This is a genomic window from Microbulbifer maximicatervae (SeqCode), assembly GCF_052468155.1.
Window position 1 is genome coordinate 4,677,323 of record NZ_CP174335.1, and the last position, 17,238, is coordinate 4,694,560.

12 protein-coding genes are annotated in these 17,238 nt (G+C 45.4%); 5 read left to right on the plus strand and 7 right to left on the minus strand.

Translation table 11 applies throughout. The features are described 5' to 3' along the window. The 5 genes from ACJJIY_RS20000 (at window position 1) to ACJJIY_RS20020 (ending at window position 11,155) form a co-directional block, all read left to right on the plus strand. The gene (locus ACJJIY_RS20000; RefSeq protein ID WP_444896655.1) at window positions 1–195 is read left to right on the plus strand and encodes an MbtH family protein; all 195 of its coding nucleotides are present in this window, start codon (window positions 1–3) and stop codon (window positions 193–195) included. 273 nt (window positions 196–468) lie between these two features. Then, window positions 469–7,680 (plus strand): non-ribosomal peptide synthetase, encoded by a 7,212-nt coding sequence (locus tag ACJJIY_RS20005; RefSeq protein WP_445358691.1) that lies wholly within the window; start codon window positions 469–471, stop codon window positions 7,678–7,680. A 302-nt stretch (window positions 7,681–7,982) separates the two neighbouring features. Next, on the plus strand, window positions 7,983–9,281 hold the full coding sequence (gene entS / locus ACJJIY_RS20010) for an enterobactin transporter EntS (RefSeq protein WP_445358692.1): 1,299 nt from the start codon (window positions 7,983–7,985) through the stop codon (window positions 9,279–9,281). An 89-nt stretch (window positions 9,282–9,370) separates the two neighbouring features. Then, a complete protein-coding gene (locus tag ACJJIY_RS20015; RefSeq protein WP_445358693.1) occupies window positions 9,371–10,000 on the plus strand; it encodes a 4'-phosphopantetheinyl transferase family protein in 630 nt (209 codons plus the stop codon). Between the two features lie 51 nt (window positions 10,001–10,051). Next, a complete protein-coding gene (locus ACJJIY_RS20020) occupies window positions 10,052–11,155 on the plus strand; it encodes a 3-deoxy-7-phosphoheptulonate synthase (RefSeq protein ID WP_444896652.1) in 1,104 nt (367 codons plus the stop codon). A gap of 188 nt (window positions 11,156–11,343) precedes the next feature. Here ACJJIY_RS20020 and ACJJIY_RS20025 read toward each other — a convergent pair whose 3' ends face one another. From ACJJIY_RS20025 to ACJJIY_RS20055, 7 genes are all read right to left on the minus strand, one after another. Continuing rightward, window positions 11,344–11,835 carry a GNAT family N-acetyltransferase gene (locus tag ACJJIY_RS20025; protein WP_444896651.1) on the minus strand — a complete coding sequence of 164 codons (492 nt, stop codon included), beginning with the start codon at window positions 11,833–11,835 and terminating at the stop codon, window positions 11,344–11,346. A gap of 138 nt (window positions 11,836–11,973) precedes the next feature. Then, window positions 11,974–12,462, minus strand: a complete 489-nt coding sequence (locus ACJJIY_RS20030) for a GNAT family N-acetyltransferase (protein WP_445358694.1) — start codon at window positions 12,460–12,462, stop codon at window positions 11,974–11,976. 242 nt (window positions 12,463–12,704) lie between these two features. Beyond that, window positions 12,705–13,211: a GNAT family N-acetyltransferase gene (locus ACJJIY_RS20035; protein WP_444896650.1), complete on the minus strand. Its 507-nt coding sequence runs from the start codon at window positions 13,209–13,211 to the stop codon at window positions 12,705–12,707. A gap of 155 nt (window positions 13,212–13,366) precedes the next feature. Continuing rightward, the gene (locus tag ACJJIY_RS20040; RefSeq protein ID WP_444896649.1) at window positions 13,367–13,978 is read right to left on the minus strand and encodes a DUF998 domain-containing protein; all 612 of its coding nucleotides are present in this window, start codon (window positions 13,976–13,978) and stop codon (window positions 13,367–13,369) included. A gap of 1,094 nt (window positions 13,979–15,072) precedes the next feature. Further along, window positions 15,073–15,591, minus strand: a complete 519-nt coding sequence (locus ACJJIY_RS20045) for a MaoC family dehydratase (protein WP_445358695.1) — start codon at window positions 15,589–15,591, stop codon at window positions 15,073–15,075. Window positions 15,592–15,621: 30 nt separating this feature from the next. Next, entirely contained in the window at window positions 15,622–16,149 is a 528-nt protein-coding gene (locus tag ACJJIY_RS20050) for a MaoC family dehydratase (RefSeq protein ID WP_444896647.1), read from the minus strand. Between the two features lie 56 nt (window positions 16,150–16,205). Then, on the minus strand, window positions 16,206–17,057 hold the full coding sequence (locus ACJJIY_RS20055) for an HpcH/HpaI aldolase/citrate lyase family protein (RefSeq protein WP_413665111.1): 852 nt from the start codon (window positions 17,055–17,057) through the stop codon (window positions 16,206–16,208). Window positions 17,058–17,238: the final 181 nt, after the last annotated feature.

The following is a 17,238-nucleotide window of genomic DNA, read 5'->3' on the forward strand; positions in this document are numbered from 1 at the left end:
ATGCAATCAGAATACCAAAATCCATTTGATGATGAGAGCCACCAATTTTTTGTGTTAACTAACGATCTTGGCCAACACAGTCTGTGGCCAGAATTTGCAGGAATCCCAAGGGGCTGGAAGACAGTATATGGACCTCAGGATCGTCGACTATGTGTTGAATATATAGAAGAGAACTGGAAAAGCCTCAATCATTGATAGCGGTCAGTTTCTGCGGTTGTGCTACTTCTCGTAAAGAGTAAATACAACCAATAAGACTTGAGAGGTTTAAGACTCTATTTATTGGCGGTTAAGGGACTAACTGCAGCTGGAAAGTGCCAGCAACACCCGCTTGAAAATACGGCTAAGGTCTGTGCCACACTATTTTCATATTTCAGGGGCGTGGCCAAGTAGATCAGGACGAAATATTTGGCCACTTTTTTCCCACCTAGACATTGTGCCAACTCAATATGTTGAAAAAGGATTGTTACTGTGCAAGAAGAAAGCGCAACCATTTCTGCAAGTAAGCTTAGCGATAACACTTACCCTTTGGTGGGACCTCAAGTAGGAATCTGGTTGGCTGATCAACTTTCGGAAAGCAGCAATACCTTCGCCGTGGCCCAGTATGTAGAGTTCCACGGCGCAATTAATGTGGAGCTGCTGACAAAAGCTATTCATATTGGATTAAGTGAAGCTGACACGATTCATGCAAAATATCACCAGGAAGATAACATTCCGGTCCAACAGCTCCAGTCAGCGCCCGAACCTGAATCCTTAAACGCTGTAGACCTCATAAAAATTGAAGATCCGCTTGATCCGGTAGCTGCTGCAAAATCCTTGATGCTCAATGATATTCAAGGGGAATTAAGAGCAGATAGCGAAACTTGCCTCTATCATCATATTATTTTTCAGTTACCCGATAGTTCAAATGGGCAACACTTTCTCTGGTACCAGCGCTATCACCATTTAATGGTGGATGGCTTCAGCTTTACCGCCCTCACTAAAAGAATCGAGAAAATTTATAATGCACTTACTAACGGTGCACCAATAGCCAGCTCTCCATTTACGGGGTTTTCCGCAGTCGTTGATGAGTACTTAGAGTATGCCGAATCGGAAAAATTCAAACAGGATCGAGCCTTTTGGACAGAATACGCCAAGGGCTTGACAGCACCACTGACGTTGTCGAGTAAGACTACCAGCTCGCTCGACAACACCAACAGCCTTGTGCATCGTCAAAGTAATTCGATAGCTCGAAGTTTAATTGAAAATCTAACCCAGCTGACGGACGCAAAGAAACTGTCGGTGGTCGACCTTACCACAGCAATGATCTTTATTTATTTATCCAGAATATGTGATAGCAATAAAGTTACCGTAGGCTACCCATTTATGCGGCGTATGGGCTCCTCCGCACTTAACTCTACAGGTCCCGTTGCTAATGTACTGCCATTACAACTTGAAATCAGCGCCGAGCAAAATATTTTTGATATTGCCCGCTCTCTATCCAGGGAATTACGCAAAATCCGTAAACATCAGCGCTACGAATCCGAGCAGCTACAAAGAGATCTTGGGCTGGTCGGCTCACACAGACGTCTGTATGGCCCCACTATCAATTGCAAGATCTTTGACTACACACTCAATTTTGATGGGGCCCCCGGTAAAACCTATCAAATAACAACAGGCCCCATTGAAGACATAGAGTTTTCAATTTACTTCGGCAAAGAAACAATAACTATTGAACTCGCAGCCAACGCTCATCGATACAGTGAAAAGGAGCTAGAACTCCACAGACATAGAATCAGCGATCTCTTTGTTCAGGCTCACCATAATAGCCACTGTTTATCCAGTGAATTCTCTCTAATACCTATCGGTGAAAAAGGCCTTATCGACAGCTGGGCTAAAGGCATAGAAATCACCAATACTGAAAGTCATATCAGTGCCTTGGATATTTTTTTACAGCAAGTGCACACTCGCAGCAATGAAAATGCCCTGGTTTTCGAGGGGCAGGAAATTTCATTCAGTGAACTTTCACTGCGCGCGCTACAGATTTGTGCTTCCTTACAGAACAAGGGAATAACACCACAGGACATTGTTGCCGTCGCTCTGCCAAGAACCGTTGACTCTATTGCCGCCATCCTGGCAGTGTTCTACTCTGGTGCCACGTACCTACCGCTCGACCTTACGCACCCGGATGAGCGTATTGCCATTATGTGTGACGATGCGCAGCCGGCACAGGTTATTACATTATCCAATCATGCCCACAGGCTACCATCCTTTGTTGACCAACTGCATCTGAATGCAGCAGCGCTTGCCACCCCCAAAACGTATAGCGACCAGGCATTGATTAATTCTGGGGAGCAGAGGGCCTATATATTTTATACCTCAGGTTCTACCGGAAAGCCTAAAGGTGTAATGGTACCTCACGGGGCGCTCCTTAACCTGGCGCTAGCCCTGCAAAAGGAAATTTTTGAAAATGCCATTGAACATTGTGCCAACACCCGCTTAAAGGTAGCACTGACTGGCTCATTTTCATTTGATACATCCTGGGATCCAATTCTTCTTATGATGCTCGGCCATGAGCTGCACTTGTTTGGTGACGATGCCAAACGAGATGTTTATGGGTTAATCGATTCTATCCGCACATTAAAAATAGATACTCTTGCCGTCGCTCCATCATTGGCTACTCAACTAATGGAAGCCGGACTGATGGATGAAGGCCACCATCACCCGATCTTGATGGATATTTGCGGGGAGGCCATATCTCCAGCCTTATGGTCTCAATTACAACAGTTCCCCAAACTGCAAGCGCATAATATTTACGGCCCCACAGAATTCACCGTCTATGCGACCAGTGCACAGGTATCCACAGATCTGGCTGAGCCGGTTATTGGTAGTCCGCTAGCCAACACCGAAGTTTATGTATTGGATAAACGACTGCGTCCAGTTCCCATTGGTGTTCCCGGCGAGCTCTATCTCGCAGGGGACAATATGACCATTGGATATCTGCGCCGCCCAGAAACCACTGCCAGCCGCTTTGTAGCAAACCCCTACCGCCCCGGTAAAGTTATGTACTTAACTGGGGACTTGGTTCGCTGGGGCACCCATGGAGAATTGGAGTTTATCGGGCGCTGTGACAACCAGGTAAAAGTACGTGGATTCAGGGTTGAGCTCGGCGATGTAGAAGCTGCATTTTCATCTCTCGACGAAACCAAAGAAGTGGCTGTAATTGCCAAACCAATTGCTACAGGAAATCAATTGCTTGCTTACTGTACGCTGAAGACACCGTCTAACGGCAATAAGCAGGAGATTCTGAGCCGACTTATACAACAACTGAACGAGCAGCTACCAGATTATATGGTGCCTGCTAGCTTAATTATTCTCGAAGAGTTTCCTCTAACTGTGAGTGGCAAGCTCGATAAAAAGGCCTTGCCAATGCCTTCTGCCACGCCTCAGAAAAGTTCAAGAGCGGCAATAGGAACCGCTGAGAGACTTGTGTGTAGCGCTATTGCGAGCACTTTGGAGATCGACAATATTGGAGCAGAAGATGATTTCTTCCAATTGGGAGGAGACAGTATTTCAGCGATGCGCCTCTGCACGGCAATGCGCAAAGCTGGCTACGATCTGCGCCCAAAAGAAATTTTCAAGTTGCGCTCTGCTGAGCAGATCGCCCTCAATCTCACACCTTTAGAGAAGCAATCCAAAGAAATTTCACCGGCGACATTGGGATTACCCCTGGTTGAAGCAGAGACCAAATATGGCCCTCTGACCGCTGTACTCCCTGTGCTTCCCCTACAGGAAGGTCTACTGTTCCAGACCGAATTGGGTAGCGAGGAAAACTCCTATAGCTTTACGACAAAATTAACTCTCGAAGGTGAACTGGATATCTACCGGTTGGGTCGAGCCCTAAACTCCACTTTAGCTAAGCACCCTCAACTAGGAGCCCTATTCGACTGCGAATCCTGGGATGCTCCTCTGCAGCTTATTCCCCAAATCAGTAGCGATGCCGATACTGCTGGAAAATGGCCTTTGACAGAAATTGACTTGAGCCAGCTTCCAGAACCACAGCAACAGGAGATGCTACTTAATCTGGAGCTGCAGCAGGCCGGGCTGCATTTTGATATTCGTATGCATGCCGAAACCCGTACACCTCTGCTACATGCTCATGTTGTAAAAACATCAGTAGAAAATTACGCTCTGCTAATCACTGCACATCATCTGGTTATCGATGGCTGGTCGACTCCAATTCTATTACAGGACCTGCTTGAAGCTTATCGGGAGGATACCGGGAAAGTCACATCAGAACCTAACCGTTACAATCCTGTTGTAATGGAACTGTCTAATAAGGAAAAACAAAATACCATCAAGCATTGGGGAGATCTTCTCAAAGGTGTCACCCCCACTATCGCGTTCGCAGAGAGTCGCGATAAAGAAACAGTTCATGAAATAGAAGTCCCCCTTTGTGAGCACTTACACAAACAGCTGAATAAGCTCTGCCTACAGGAAGGACTCACGTTCAATACAGTGATCCAAGGTGTTTGGGGCGCAATGTTGGGATCATTAACCGGGCGCAATGACGTAGTATTCGGCAGCCCAGTTTCTGGACGATCCAGTGCGGTAGATGGGATTGATGAGGTGATTGGTTTATTCAGTAACACCCTACCCGTTCGTGTCCAGTTGCAACCTCAACAACCCCTGATCAAGCAGCTGCAATCATTGCAGGAGCAACAAATCGCACTGTTTGATCATGACGGGATTGGCCTGGGTGAAATCCAACGTATTGCCGGCACAGATACCCTATTCGATACACTTCTGGTTGTGGAAAATTACCCGGCCGATGAAGCTCTGATACAGCAGAATCACGCCGGGATTCATTTAAATGCAGTTCAAAATCGCGGGTTTACTCACTATCCACTGACACTATTAGTATTGCCTGGAGAAAAACCTAGAATACTTTTTGAATATCGGGATGCGGTTGTCAATGCTGTAAACCTTGTTCATCGATTTATCGACCTGCTTACACAGGTTGCCGAAAATCCAGAACAACCGTTGGCTGCCATGTCCCTGCAGACGGACACTGAGCGCAAGCTTCTTGAAAGTATCAATGACACCAAACAGACATTTGATCCTGTCACTTTACGCGATTTATTAATTAGGCAAGCTCAAGTTAGCCCAGATGGTAGAGCGCTCACAGACGAAAGCAGCTCCTTTGACTATCAAAGTATGCGTCAAAGTGTTCGCAGTATTGCTGCACAACTCAACGCCCACCACGTAGGTCGCGGCGATATTGTCGCCGTGGCTGTTGAGCGTAGTGTTGAGCTCAGCCTCTCCCTACAAGCTGTAATAGAAGCCGGAGCCGCTTACTTACCATTGGACATTAGCTACCCGGATGAACGCTTGGCGCTCATGCTGGAGGATGCTAACCCCAAACTGATAATTGCTGGAGAAAATCAGGTTCACCGATTTGGTGAAAATTCTGCGGTGCCCTGCACCGCACCTGTACTAGCTATTGAAAATCTTCTCCAGCAGTCGTCACCCAATGAATTAATTGCTGTGGAAATTCGGCCGGAAGATCCCGCTTACCTGATTTACACGTCAGGGTCGACAGGTCGCCCCAAAGGTGTTCTGGTTTCCCATGAAGCCATAGTGAACCGGCTGCTTTGGATGCAAGCGGAATACAACCTCACAGAAAATGATGTAGTGCTGCAGAAAACACCATCAAGCTTTGATGTCTCAGTATGGGAGTTCTTCTGGCCACTGATCCGGGGGGCAGAGCTGGTCATGGCCCCACCGGAAGCCCACAAAGATCCGGAGCATCTACTGCAGATTATCTCCAAATACCAGGTAACAACCATGCACTTTGTACCCTCAATGCTCGCAGCTATGGTGGACTACCTGGATAGCCAGCCATCTTCAGTACCTCTTACCAAGTCGCTGCGCCGGGTATTTTGTAGTGGCGAAGCACTTTCGAAAGAACTTGCCTCTGCCTATGCAAGTTACTTTAAAGCGCCTTTGCACAATTTATACGGCCCTACTGAGGCCGCTGTTGACGTTACATACTGCCCCGCTGATTTAGGGTTAAATCTTGGAGAAGGTACGGGCATACCTATCGGCAAACCGGTTTGGAATACCCAACTGCGGATTCTCGATCAATTTTTACGCCCGGTAGGTATCGGTGTTCCCGGAGAACTCTACCTAAGCGGTATGCAGCTCGCACTCGGTTATCTCAACAGGCACGGCCTGACTGCCGAGCGGTTTGTATCCGACCCCTATGCAGTAGGCGAGAGAATGTATCGCACCGGTGATGTCGTTCGCTGGATGCCTGATGGTAACGTTGAATATCTGGGGCGCAGTGATGATCAGGTTAAAATTCGTGGACTGCGAATTGAGATTGGTGAGATTGAAAAAGCACTATCTTCCTTGGAGGGAGTGAAGCAGGCTGCCGTTCACGCGCGCGTATTGAGCCAAAGCAAAGCGACAGGTGATAACCGTCAATTGGTCGGCTACGTAATACTGGATAACCCAGAAAAGTTCCCAGAGACTCTTAGCCCACTTTCGGACCAGCTGGCCCAATCCTTACCGGCACATATGGTGCCGTCAGCATTGGTTGCTGTGGAAACGTTCCCACTCAGTGCCAATGGCAAGCTCGATAGAAAAGCACTGCCAGACCCAGAAAGCGATAAAACTGATTCCGGCCGTCCACCCAGTGAAGGGGCTGAGCAAATTATTGCCAATGCCTTCTGCAAGATGCTGGACTTGGAATCCGTAACAGCAGAAGCGAGCTTTTTTGAGCTTGGTGGTCATTCACTACTTGCTATGCGGCTGGCTGCAGAACTACGCCAATGCCTGTCCCTTCCAGTAACAGTAGGACAAATTATGGTATCTCCTACTGTTGAGGGACTTGCGGCGGTATTGACCGATGAGAATTTGCGCAAAGATCCTGAAAAAGCGGGCTTTGGCAATATTCTTCCGATTAGGGCTGGAACTGGTACGCCGCTGTTCTGTATTAACCCCGGTTCAGGTTTTTCATGGCAGTACACCGGATTCCCCAAATACCTTGAAGGAAACTGGCCGATTATTGGCCTTCAATCACCGCGACCTAACGGCCCTGTAGCTATCAGTGAATCGATGGACGAAGCCGTTGAGCGCTACTTACAAACTCTCTTAAGTGCACAGCCCAAAGGCCCCTATCACTTAATGGGTTACTCGTTTGGCGGTACTGTTGCCGTAGCCCTGGCATCCAAGCTGACGGCACTCGGCCACCAGGTAGCTTTTGTCGGATTATTCGATACTTATCCACCTGAAGGCCAGGAATGGAAACGACCCACAGAAGATGAAGCCAGGGAAGAAGTAGAGCGCGAGAAACGGCAATTCCTCAGCGCAGCTGAAGGCGAATTTGCCGATGAAGCAACACTGGCAGAGCAGACCAAAATGTTTAACGATATCGTAGCGAATTACGATGATACTGTACGCCTGCTATCGGATGCAGACACCCAACCCTATTCTGGTAATGTGCAATTATTTGTTGCGGAAAAGACACTGCCTGAAGGTTGGGACGTAGATAAGTGCTGGTCTCCATTCCTAAATGACATGCAACAACACCGATTGCCTTTTGCCCATGACGATATTCTATCGCCGACATCTCTTGAAGTGCTCGGGCCCCTACTCAACGGTATATTGGCAAAGGTTCCAACTTTAAGGAGCCTATGAATAACTCCATGATGCCTCTGGCATGCAGAGCGGTTCACAATCAAGGCGTGGCTTCGCAGGAATGTCTAGACATTTCAAGAAGTCGCAACGCGGAGTGTGGATCGCTCTGCAAGCCCCGAAGGGCGGGTCTTGAAGGCCACAGTTGCTGCGTTGCAACTCTTGCAAAGGGCTACGGCCATTAGCGGCGAGCTGCGCCTAACATCTGCAGCCTTCAAGACCCGCAGAGACATTATGGAGTTATACAGAGACTCCTTAACTAAACAGACAGAAAAAGCAGATCCCCAAGAGGCTGTAACATCCCTATGAACCGTTCACTATTTATGAGATTTGACTTGCTCAAGAGCAATGCAAACTTCCGCATGATCTTTATTGCCAGGATGATTTCGATTATCTCTCTGGGGATGTTAACAGTCGCGGTGCCGGTACAAGTCCATGCAATGACAGGCTCTACTATCCAGGTAGGAGTCATTATGGCTCTGGAAGGTATAGCCATGTTTATTGGCTTGCTGTGGGGAGGTGTGCTCGCCGACCGCCATAACCGCCGCACACTGATTTTGATCGGACGCTCCGGTTGCGGCTTGGGTTTTGCTGCATTAGCTATAAATTGCTTCTTTACATCACCCTCACTAATAGCCCTGTATGCTCTTTCCATTTGGAGTGGTTTCTTTGGTGCAATTGGTATCACTGCATTAATGGCCTCAATTCCCTCAATTGTAGGCAAAGAGAATCTTGCCTCTGCCAATGCTTTGGGCATGCTCACCGTACGTATCGGTACCGTTATCTCGCCGGCAATTGGCGGATTGATTATTGCCGCCACTGATATCAGCTGGAACTATACTGCGGCCTCCTTAGGTACTTTTGCCACGCTGATTCCGCTGACCCGATTGCCCTCCATGGCGCCAGGAAAGCAGCCGAAAAAGCAACCTCTAAAAGCACTAGCTGAGGGTTTTTCATTTTTATTCCGTCATAAAATTGTTGGCAGTGCGATTACAGTAGGGACATTGGATTCCCTGGGCAAAGGCATCCGCGTTCTATTCCCCGCAATGGTTACCGTTATTTTTGGTGGAAGTGCATTCGAAATCGGCCTGATGTATTCTGCTGTGCCCTTAGGGGCTATGTTGGGTGCCCTAACCAGTGGCTGGGCGCCCCAATTAAAACGTCCCGGTGCTGTTTTACTACTCACTTGCACCCTCTCTTTTGTTGCCTTGAGCGGTCTCACTCTCGCTAACCATCTCTATATCGCTTTAGTTGCACTAGTCGCTTATGGCTATTTAGGGGCTATTAGTTCACTAATTCAGATTACTTTGGTTCAGAGTCATACTCCTAACCAATTACAAGGAAGAGTTAACAGTCTCTGGGCAGCCCAAAATGTAACCGGCGATACTTTTGGCGCAATGGGATTCGGCATCTTAGGCAAGCTGTTTGCCCCAATGGCCGGTACTCTCTACTTTGCTGCTACAGCAATTGGCATTACTGTTGCTATGTCCTTGGGATTCAGAAGTTTGAAGGACGCTGTATTTATTAAAAATAAAGCGCAAACCCCTCCTCAAAGCCCCGTCCCGAAAAAAGAAAAAATGGAAACTGAAGCCACAGCATTATGAATTGGGAATCCTCTTATATAATTGACAACCCGATACCCAGCTTTTTAGGTGGATACAAGGTGATGAAGTCCAAGTACTTTACGGGCCATATGGTAGAGACTACTTTTTGCCCAGAAAGGTATGACGATCAGTTTTTCTCTCACTTGAATATTCCTTTTCCAAGTTCATTAGTAAAAGCCGTCCCATCACGACGAGCTGAATTTCTTGCTGGACGAAGCTGTGCTCACCTTGCACTCAGAGAGCTAGGTGTGCCAGTGAGAGAAATCCCTATAGGTATAAACCGCTGTCCAGTATGGCCGGAGGGAGTACAAGCCTCTATTACCCATGCAGGCAGCCGAGCAATCTGTGCAGCCAGCACTACTTCTCAAGGGCTTGGGATTGATTATGAAACAACTATTGCCGCTAAAACTGCTGAAGAAATCAAACGCAATATAGTCAGTGATTCAGAAGAATCCCTACTTTCAGAGAGCGGTTTCCCTCAGGAACAGTGGTTGACTATGGCTTTCTCCATTAAAGAAAGCCTTTTCAAGGCACTATATCCTCTAGTAGGAAAATACTTTGACTTTCTGGATGCTGAAATTACAACACTGTCGCCCCTGCAGCAAAAATTAGAACTGAAAATTTTGCGAGATCTCTCATCCAGAGTTCCCAGTGGAAATACCTACACTGGTACATATCAACCACATCAAGACGGCATATTGAGCATCGTTGAGTATTAGTCAATCTCGACAATAACAGCGCTATATCAGTTAAAAGAAAAGGACCATTCTATGTCTGACGTTCCTGCTATTTTGAGCGCACGGACTCATATGCAACTTCCGGGTAATGATGAGCTAATCCGAAAAATGCCGTGCCCATCTACTTCCGCTTTAACTATTGAACGAACCCGTAATGAGATTTCCCGAATATTGCGAGGGGAGGATGATCGACTTTTGGTTGTGGTAGGTCCGTGTTCAATTCATGACCCCATCGCCGCACTAGATTATGCGCAAAAGCTGTCCGAGATTAAGCCCCAGTTTGAAAGTAACCTCTGCCTGGTAATACGGACCTATTTTGAAAAGCCACGTACCACCATCGGCTGGAAAGGCTTTATTTACGACCCCAATTTAGATGGCAGTGCCGATATGCATACTGGGCTCACTATGGCTCGGGAATTATTGCTTAATATCAATGCTCTGGGCTTGGGAGCAGCCACCGAATTTCTTTGTCCTTTGAACGCACTATACATCGCAGACCTGATTTCCTGGGGAGCCATTGGTGCCCGCACCACAGAATCACAAACACACCGGGAATTAGCTTCAGCACTTCCTTGCCCTATCGGATTTAAAAATAGTACCGACGGAAATATCAAAGTTGCAATGAATGCGATTCAAGCTGCCCAATCACAACAGATATTCTGCACCACGATTCGCAATGGAAAGTTTGAAGCAGTTCAGTCTACAGGCAACTCTAATTGCCACTTAATTCTTCGCGGAGGAACAATACCCAATTACTACCCCGAAGACATCGAACTAGCGATAACCCAACTTGACTCTGTATCGCTACCGGCCGGCATTATGGTTGATTGCAGTCATGGCAACAGCCAGAAAATACACAGTAATCAAATAGTTGTTGCGGAATCTCTCTGCGATCAAATCAGCACAGGGCAAAGAAATATTTCAGCTGTAATGATTGAGAGCTTCCTCGAAGAAGGAAGCCAAAAAATTCTCCCCTGGGGCAAGATGACCTACGGACAATCGGTTACTGATGCTTGTATCGGCTGGAAGGATACTTATCAGGCGCTAGAGATGCTTTCTGAAGCCGTTGTCAGACGCCGTCATCTATTTACCACCTCCCACAATATGGGAATTGAATTAAATCAAAGTGCTATGTAATAGTACTTCGGACATATTTAAGTTGCCGATCCCCTGAAGTTATAGCGGCACTGGCAAAACAGTGCCAACTTTTTCAGTTTTTGGCGCAGATTCTATTTGCAATCAATTCATTCCAATAGATATGGTCTGAATTTACAACGATCCCAGAAAGAAAATAAGAAAACACAGTGATGTTAAATTTATTTACTTTAGAGCGTAAGAAACATCTCATGCCAACTCAAGCCACCATGAGTAGAATCAGATTTACCTTGATGAATAAATCCATATTTAGAATACATACCAACAAGTTCATCCTGACATATCAAATAAATTCTCTTTTTCCCTAGCTCACTCATAGAGCTAATAAAGCTGTTCAATAGCTTATTTGCCATACCCTTACCTTGATATTTGGGGTGAACCACCAGGGACATAATAACAATATTTTCTCCACTCGAATCATGGCCTACCAACTCTTTAAACTCTTCATTAGGCAACTCTACGTTATGAGTTGCTCCTGAATTAATAAAACCTATAACTTCCTTATTATTCTCTATAACAAGGAAACCTTCGGGGTAAGTCAAAATTCGCTTTAAAATCTTTTCTTTTGTCGCTGCCTCGTTACCAGCGTAAGATATAGATTCAATCTCAAAGCACCTAGCTAGATCCCTCTCATTCGCAGAGCGAATATTAATTTCAGACATCCTTGAGCAAAACTCCATGTTCATAAACCAAAATAAAGGTATCCCTCCTCTCAAAGGTACCAGAGGGCATACGTATCAACAGTTATATCAACCTTATCTTTCGTAGTATATAGCCTTCAACCACTAGGTTATATTGAACTAAACTACCTTAGCCATAAGATAGACATCAGCATACTCACCATTTCGAAATGCATAATTTTTTGCAGTGCCTTCGACCTCAAATCCATACTTCTTATATAGACCTATAGCCTGTTCATTATCAGTATAAACCTCTAACTCTATACGGCGAACGGCAAGCCAGTTAATAGATAAGTTGAGCATTGCCTCTAAAAGCTTTGAGCCAACCCCACTCTTTTGATGCTCTTCACTTACTGCCATACCTATATTTAAGACATGCTTTCGCCTTGGATTCGAGAATACCTCCATTCCAATTTGACCGACGATCATCCCATCCAGGACAGCTACGATGCTATAAAAGTTATCGGGGATATTCCCCAGAAACTTTTCCCATTTATCTATTGAAGGGTATGGGACTTGAAGTGTTCCTGCATAGCAGGAAGACTGAGCATATATATCTTTAATTTCAGGAATATCTTCTTTTCTACTATGCCTAATTTCTATACTCATGGACCCACTCTCGTATCACTTAATATAAATTCTACCAGCTTATTAATTTCGGTAGAGATAACTTTCCTATTCTGACGCATATCCACAACCACGCCCCCACCTGAATAAATTTAGCGTCTCTCAAAAGCTGGATACGCATTTGCTCGTATATTCATTGTCATGCCTATAGAACATACAATCTTACTCGTCCGCCCTTTTCTATCTGTAAAACGGTGGAAGGTCCATCGCAGTACAGCTGGCAGTTAAAATTGAGCCGAGAATGCTTTGTGATATACAACCTCTCCACTTGGAAAATCGTCATCAAACGACAGTGCCTGGAAGTACTCTACGGGTACATCAGGTAAAACCAGCCCTTCAATAACTTTGAAGCCAAAACGCCTGTAATAAGCAGGCTCCCCCAGTACAACGCAGCCTGCCGCACCTTGTTCTTTGAGGTCAACCAGGACGCTCCGAACAAGCTTTGAGCCAACTCCTCTTCCTTGATACTCAGGTAGTACTGAAATCGGCCCGAGCCCGAACCAGTTGGCTGAGCCATCAGAAATAACAACTGGAGAAATGGCAATGTGGCCTATAATATCTTCATCCACTTCAGCCACCTTTGATATAAATAATGCGTCAGCTTGGCGAAGGGCCTTCACGATAAACTGCTCAGAGTGATCAGTATACGGAGCGTCCCGAAAAGCCAAGGTAGTGACTCTGTGGATTGGCTCAATATCTCTTTTACTCTCTTTGCGTATCTGAATATCCAAATTTTGCTCTCTCTAAATTTTATAAACTATTTTCCCAGCTTTGTTATATTGAAATTTTTTCTTTAAATTGACACTCTTTCTGTCTCCCACAAGTAGATTACTTTTTGAGTAAATTCCTACGATTCTTGATTCATCTGATTTGATACCTTAACGCATTACGTAACAGGCATAGAATATGACGCAACTTGTTCATGCACCTTCTTTTTGGCCGACGATGAAAGCTGATAAGCTGCCAGGCCATACCATATCAAAGTAACTGCCACCCAAGTCCTTTGTGTCACTCCTTTGTATTCAATAGGCATATATCCATAACTAAAGAACCAAAAGAAAACAACGTGAATCAAGGTTACAAGTACGCATAAATCCTGGAATTTCTTTGAGACATAATAATTGCGCATCTCTAAAGCAAATATAACAGGAACAACCATTAAGATACTTGTTAGCCCATATACATCATGTAATGGGCTATTCATAATAAAGAGCCCCGCAAAAATCCATGTTACACCAAATGCAAACATCGTTAAAAAAGTAAATTTAGCCTTTGCGAGTGACAAACAAGGCAGAGAAAATATACACATAGAAAGACCAATCAATATATCTGTAAGTCTATGTGAATATGAAAAGAAAGGTGATTCCAATGCTAACTCACTAATATGCTGAGTCACAATACTATAGCCTGGCAAAAACAACCCCAAGAAAATATTATACAGTGCAAACACAGGTATCAGCATTGCCTGCCTAATGAATATCAAATCCCGATTACCCAAAACTCACTCCATCTTGTAGAAAAATTAACATCCACATCTCAGACAAGCCAGCGCTACCTGACTGCCCAATGCAGGCTCATGTGATCAAAAAACACGGCATCAGCTTATCAAGTAACACCCTACATTGTGACGTAAAGTTGCCGAGAATACGCATGACAGCGATTTATAGCCAATAAGGCATTTTCCAGGATACTCTCTTCAACACTATTGCCAAATAAGAGCGCGTACCTAGAGTTCTCCGAATCTTGTATTTTGAACTCGTACTCAATATCGAAGTGCTCAGCTAAAATATCCTCGATATAATCGAGATGATCCCAACTGAAAAACTCTAAACACATGCCAAAATCTGGATCACAGGAAATTCTAAGTTCTTTCAATAATGTCGATCTATCAACCATAGTCACTTAATGCCAATCACTCATGGAGAGGCTCGAAGCGCTGCCCCCAGAAAGCATGATAGCCTTAGTACTTACCAGATGCATTCTTCTTAACAGGCACTTCTAATCTGTAGTACTTCATATGTATATTTATCTAATTCATCTTCATTTGAATAAATATCAGGGTAAACTACCCTGTGCTCTTTTATCAATTTGAAAATCTTACACGTGGCTTTCTTGCTTTCACTATCTACAGACGGTAAGCACCCATCACTAATCATGACAAATGTGTCAACTGACATTCGCAGCATCTCTGAGTCACTGCATAACTCCCTTTGTCTGTTCCTACCTACTGAGTTAAGATATTTATCTTTAAGGGTATACAAAGAAGCTATTTGTCACTTTGTACAAAGGTACCCCTAAAGACATCTTACAGCCGCACAATATACCAACATTTTCCTCGTTTTGACGACATACGTAAATCTGCATAAATCAATCCGTTTACACAGATTTTACAATTGATGTAACTATTCCCTTGAAGTATTAGCAACAGGCGGGGACGGTACAGCCACTATTTAAAATAGTGTAAGCAGGGATATACTAGGATACTCTTTTCGATCCATCGCTATACTAGAAAGCTTCTTGAATTTTACTACTTGCGCTATACCACTCTCGACAATCCAGAGTAGGAAAAAAGCGCCTGGCTAGGCTGCGAAATCAGTATCCAGCAGCCTTATAGGGACCAAAGTTCTTACGATAAACAAGTAACGTTCGCTTGTAGGCACAAACCCATTCACCATGTTGATTTTGAGCGCGGGAATATATGCTAAGCAACCCCTGTTCAGGCCTTGATTTTGACTCCCTTTTGGAAAGTATCTCAGATTCGAAGTATAAAGTATCTCCTACGTAAACTGGCTGCAACCCACAGTCACTCATCTCCAAGTTGGCCACAACCTTTCCAAACGTTCTAGTTGTATGCGCCATTGCACTTAAAACAAATGTCTCCAATACTCGTTGCCTATCACCATAAACTCTACGCGCATAAACCTTATCAGTGATAAACGGGCTGAGATCGAATGAGCGAAGTGCATAGTCGACACAGCTAGCTTCAGTGAAGGTTCGGCCTGGGCGATGTTCGAATACTTGCCCGACTTCAAAATCTTCAAAATCTATTCCGACCGTTTCTATATAAACGTTATTTTCTACTTCCCGCAAAAAATTAAATGACTCTTTCATTGAGGTCACCTAAATATGGAAAATGGAAATTTAGTAGCCGTTCGCAGAGAAAGGCAGGTGATTGCGCTTGAAGATCAACATGTCACACTGCATTTCGCAAATAGTCTTCTTGTCTTGATTCTTTCCATATATAACAATTTCTACCAGCCCCGCGTCGTCATACTCACTACCTGCCTGGACTTCGAGAACCTTACTCTCAGAATACAAGGTATCACCGCCATAAGCTGGTGCCACCATGGAAATTTTTCTCCAACCAACAATTTTTTTTCGTCGATTGTAGGTCTTCCAGATCAAGCCCATTAGCTGTTGAACCGCTAAAGTAGTATCGATTAACGGCTTACCGAATTCAGTTTGGGCGGTGTAACACTCATCAAAATGCAGCATGGCTTGATTTAAGGTCTTGATACACTCTTCCTTATTATCGTGCTGGCTAATGGTAACGCCGGGCCTATGGTGAAAAACCTGCCCTACCTTAAAGTCTTCAAAATCGAGACCGTAACGCTCTCGATAGCGATTTTTACCGGTTTTTATATACGCAGGAAAATGATAGCGGGGCATAGAAACCTCTTGCCTTACCGTAAGGCTCCGGTGAGTTTGGCTCTGCTACAGTACGGTCACAATCCCTTCGAGGCCGCCACAGTTTTCAGTGCCCGCTCAACCACGGGCATATCCACCATCTGTCCATCAACTACAAGAACTCCACCATGATTCTCTTTATAAGCTTTCAGTACTCGCTGAGCATGAGAGAGCGCCTCACTAGATGGTGCCAATCCTTGGTGAATCGGTTTAATTTGCTTTGGATGGATGGCTATTTTTCCAGAAAACCCCAGGGCGGAGACCCTCTGTGTTTCCTCAATTAGGCTTCTTTCATCATCCAGCTCCAAATAGGGGCCATCTACAGCATCAATGCCTGCAAATGCGGCAGCCTGAACCAGCCGCCCCCTGCCATATAAAAGAGCATCCCAGCTCATATCTGACCCCACTGTTGCACTGTAATCAGCCGCGCCAAAGGCCAGGCAAACCACCTCCTCTACCTGGGCAATACTCAACGCATTCTCCAAACCTTTTGGGGATTCAATCAGGGCTATTATTCGAATCGTTTTATGGGAGGGGGCCATAACCTGGCAAAAACCAATCACTTCTTCTGCTGATTGAACCTTGGGAAGAATCACAACGTCTGGCAGTTGCGGCAGATCTAGCAGCATCAACATATCCTTGATGCCGCAATCGCTGTCGAGCTGGTTGATTCTCAACGCGCGCTGAGTGGGAACAATATCCTTTCCTGTAAAGAAATTGACCACCTGCTCCCTTGCAGTATCTTTATCTTCCAGGGAAACGGCATTTTCCAAGTCCACACAGGCAATATCGGCTCCGCTGGCCATTGCTTTTTCATAGCGATCCGGCCGGGTCGCAGGGACAAACAGGACGCTGCGAAAATACTTGCTTCTGTTAATGACACTACCCATCTAGCGGCGCCCTCTCAACAAATTGACAGATAGCCGGATATCCGTTCCCGGTGCCCTTCTCTACAACCGGATTCCAAGCCAATCCAGTAGCTCACCCAAAAGACTAGCAACTCTGTATTAAATCGCGACACTCACCTTCAGTGAGCCCTGCCTGTCAGAGGGTCACTAAAATACGGGTGAC

Bases quoted from the DNA above. Each gene is read 5' to 3' on its own strand.
- ACJJIY_RS20000 (WP_444896655.1), top strand. From the start codon at position 1: ATGCAATCAGAATACCAAAATCCATTTGATGATGAGAGCCACCAATTT.
- entS (WP_445358692.1), top strand. From the start codon at position 7,983: ATGAACCGTTCACTATTTATGAGATTTGACTTGCTCAAGAGCAATGCA.
- ACJJIY_RS20015 (WP_445358693.1), top strand. From the start codon at position 9,371: ATGGTAGAGACTACTTTTTGCCCAGAAAGGTATGACGATCAGTTTTTC.
- ACJJIY_RS20020 (WP_444896652.1), top strand. From the start codon at position 10,052: ATGTCTGACGTTCCTGCTATTTTGAGCGCACGGACTCATATGCAACTT.
- ACJJIY_RS20025 (WP_444896651.1), bottom strand. From the start codon at position 11,835: ATGTCTGAAATTAATATTCGCTCTGCGAATGAGAGGGATCTAGCTAGG.
- ACJJIY_RS20030 (WP_445358694.1), bottom strand. From the start codon at position 12,462: ATGAGTATAGAAATTAGGCATAGTAGAAAAGAAGATATTCCTGAAATT.
- ACJJIY_RS20045 (WP_445358695.1), bottom strand. From the start codon at position 15,591: ATGAAAGAGTCATTTAATTTTTTGCGGGAAGTAGAAAATAACGTTTAT.
- ACJJIY_RS20050 (WP_444896647.1), bottom strand. From the start codon at position 16,149: ATGCCCCGCTATCATTTTCCTGCGTATATAAAAACCGGTAAAAATCGC.
- ACJJIY_RS20055 (WP_413665111.1), bottom strand. From the start codon at position 17,057: ATGGGTAGTGTCATTAACAGAAGCAAGTATTTTCGCAGCGTCCTGTTT.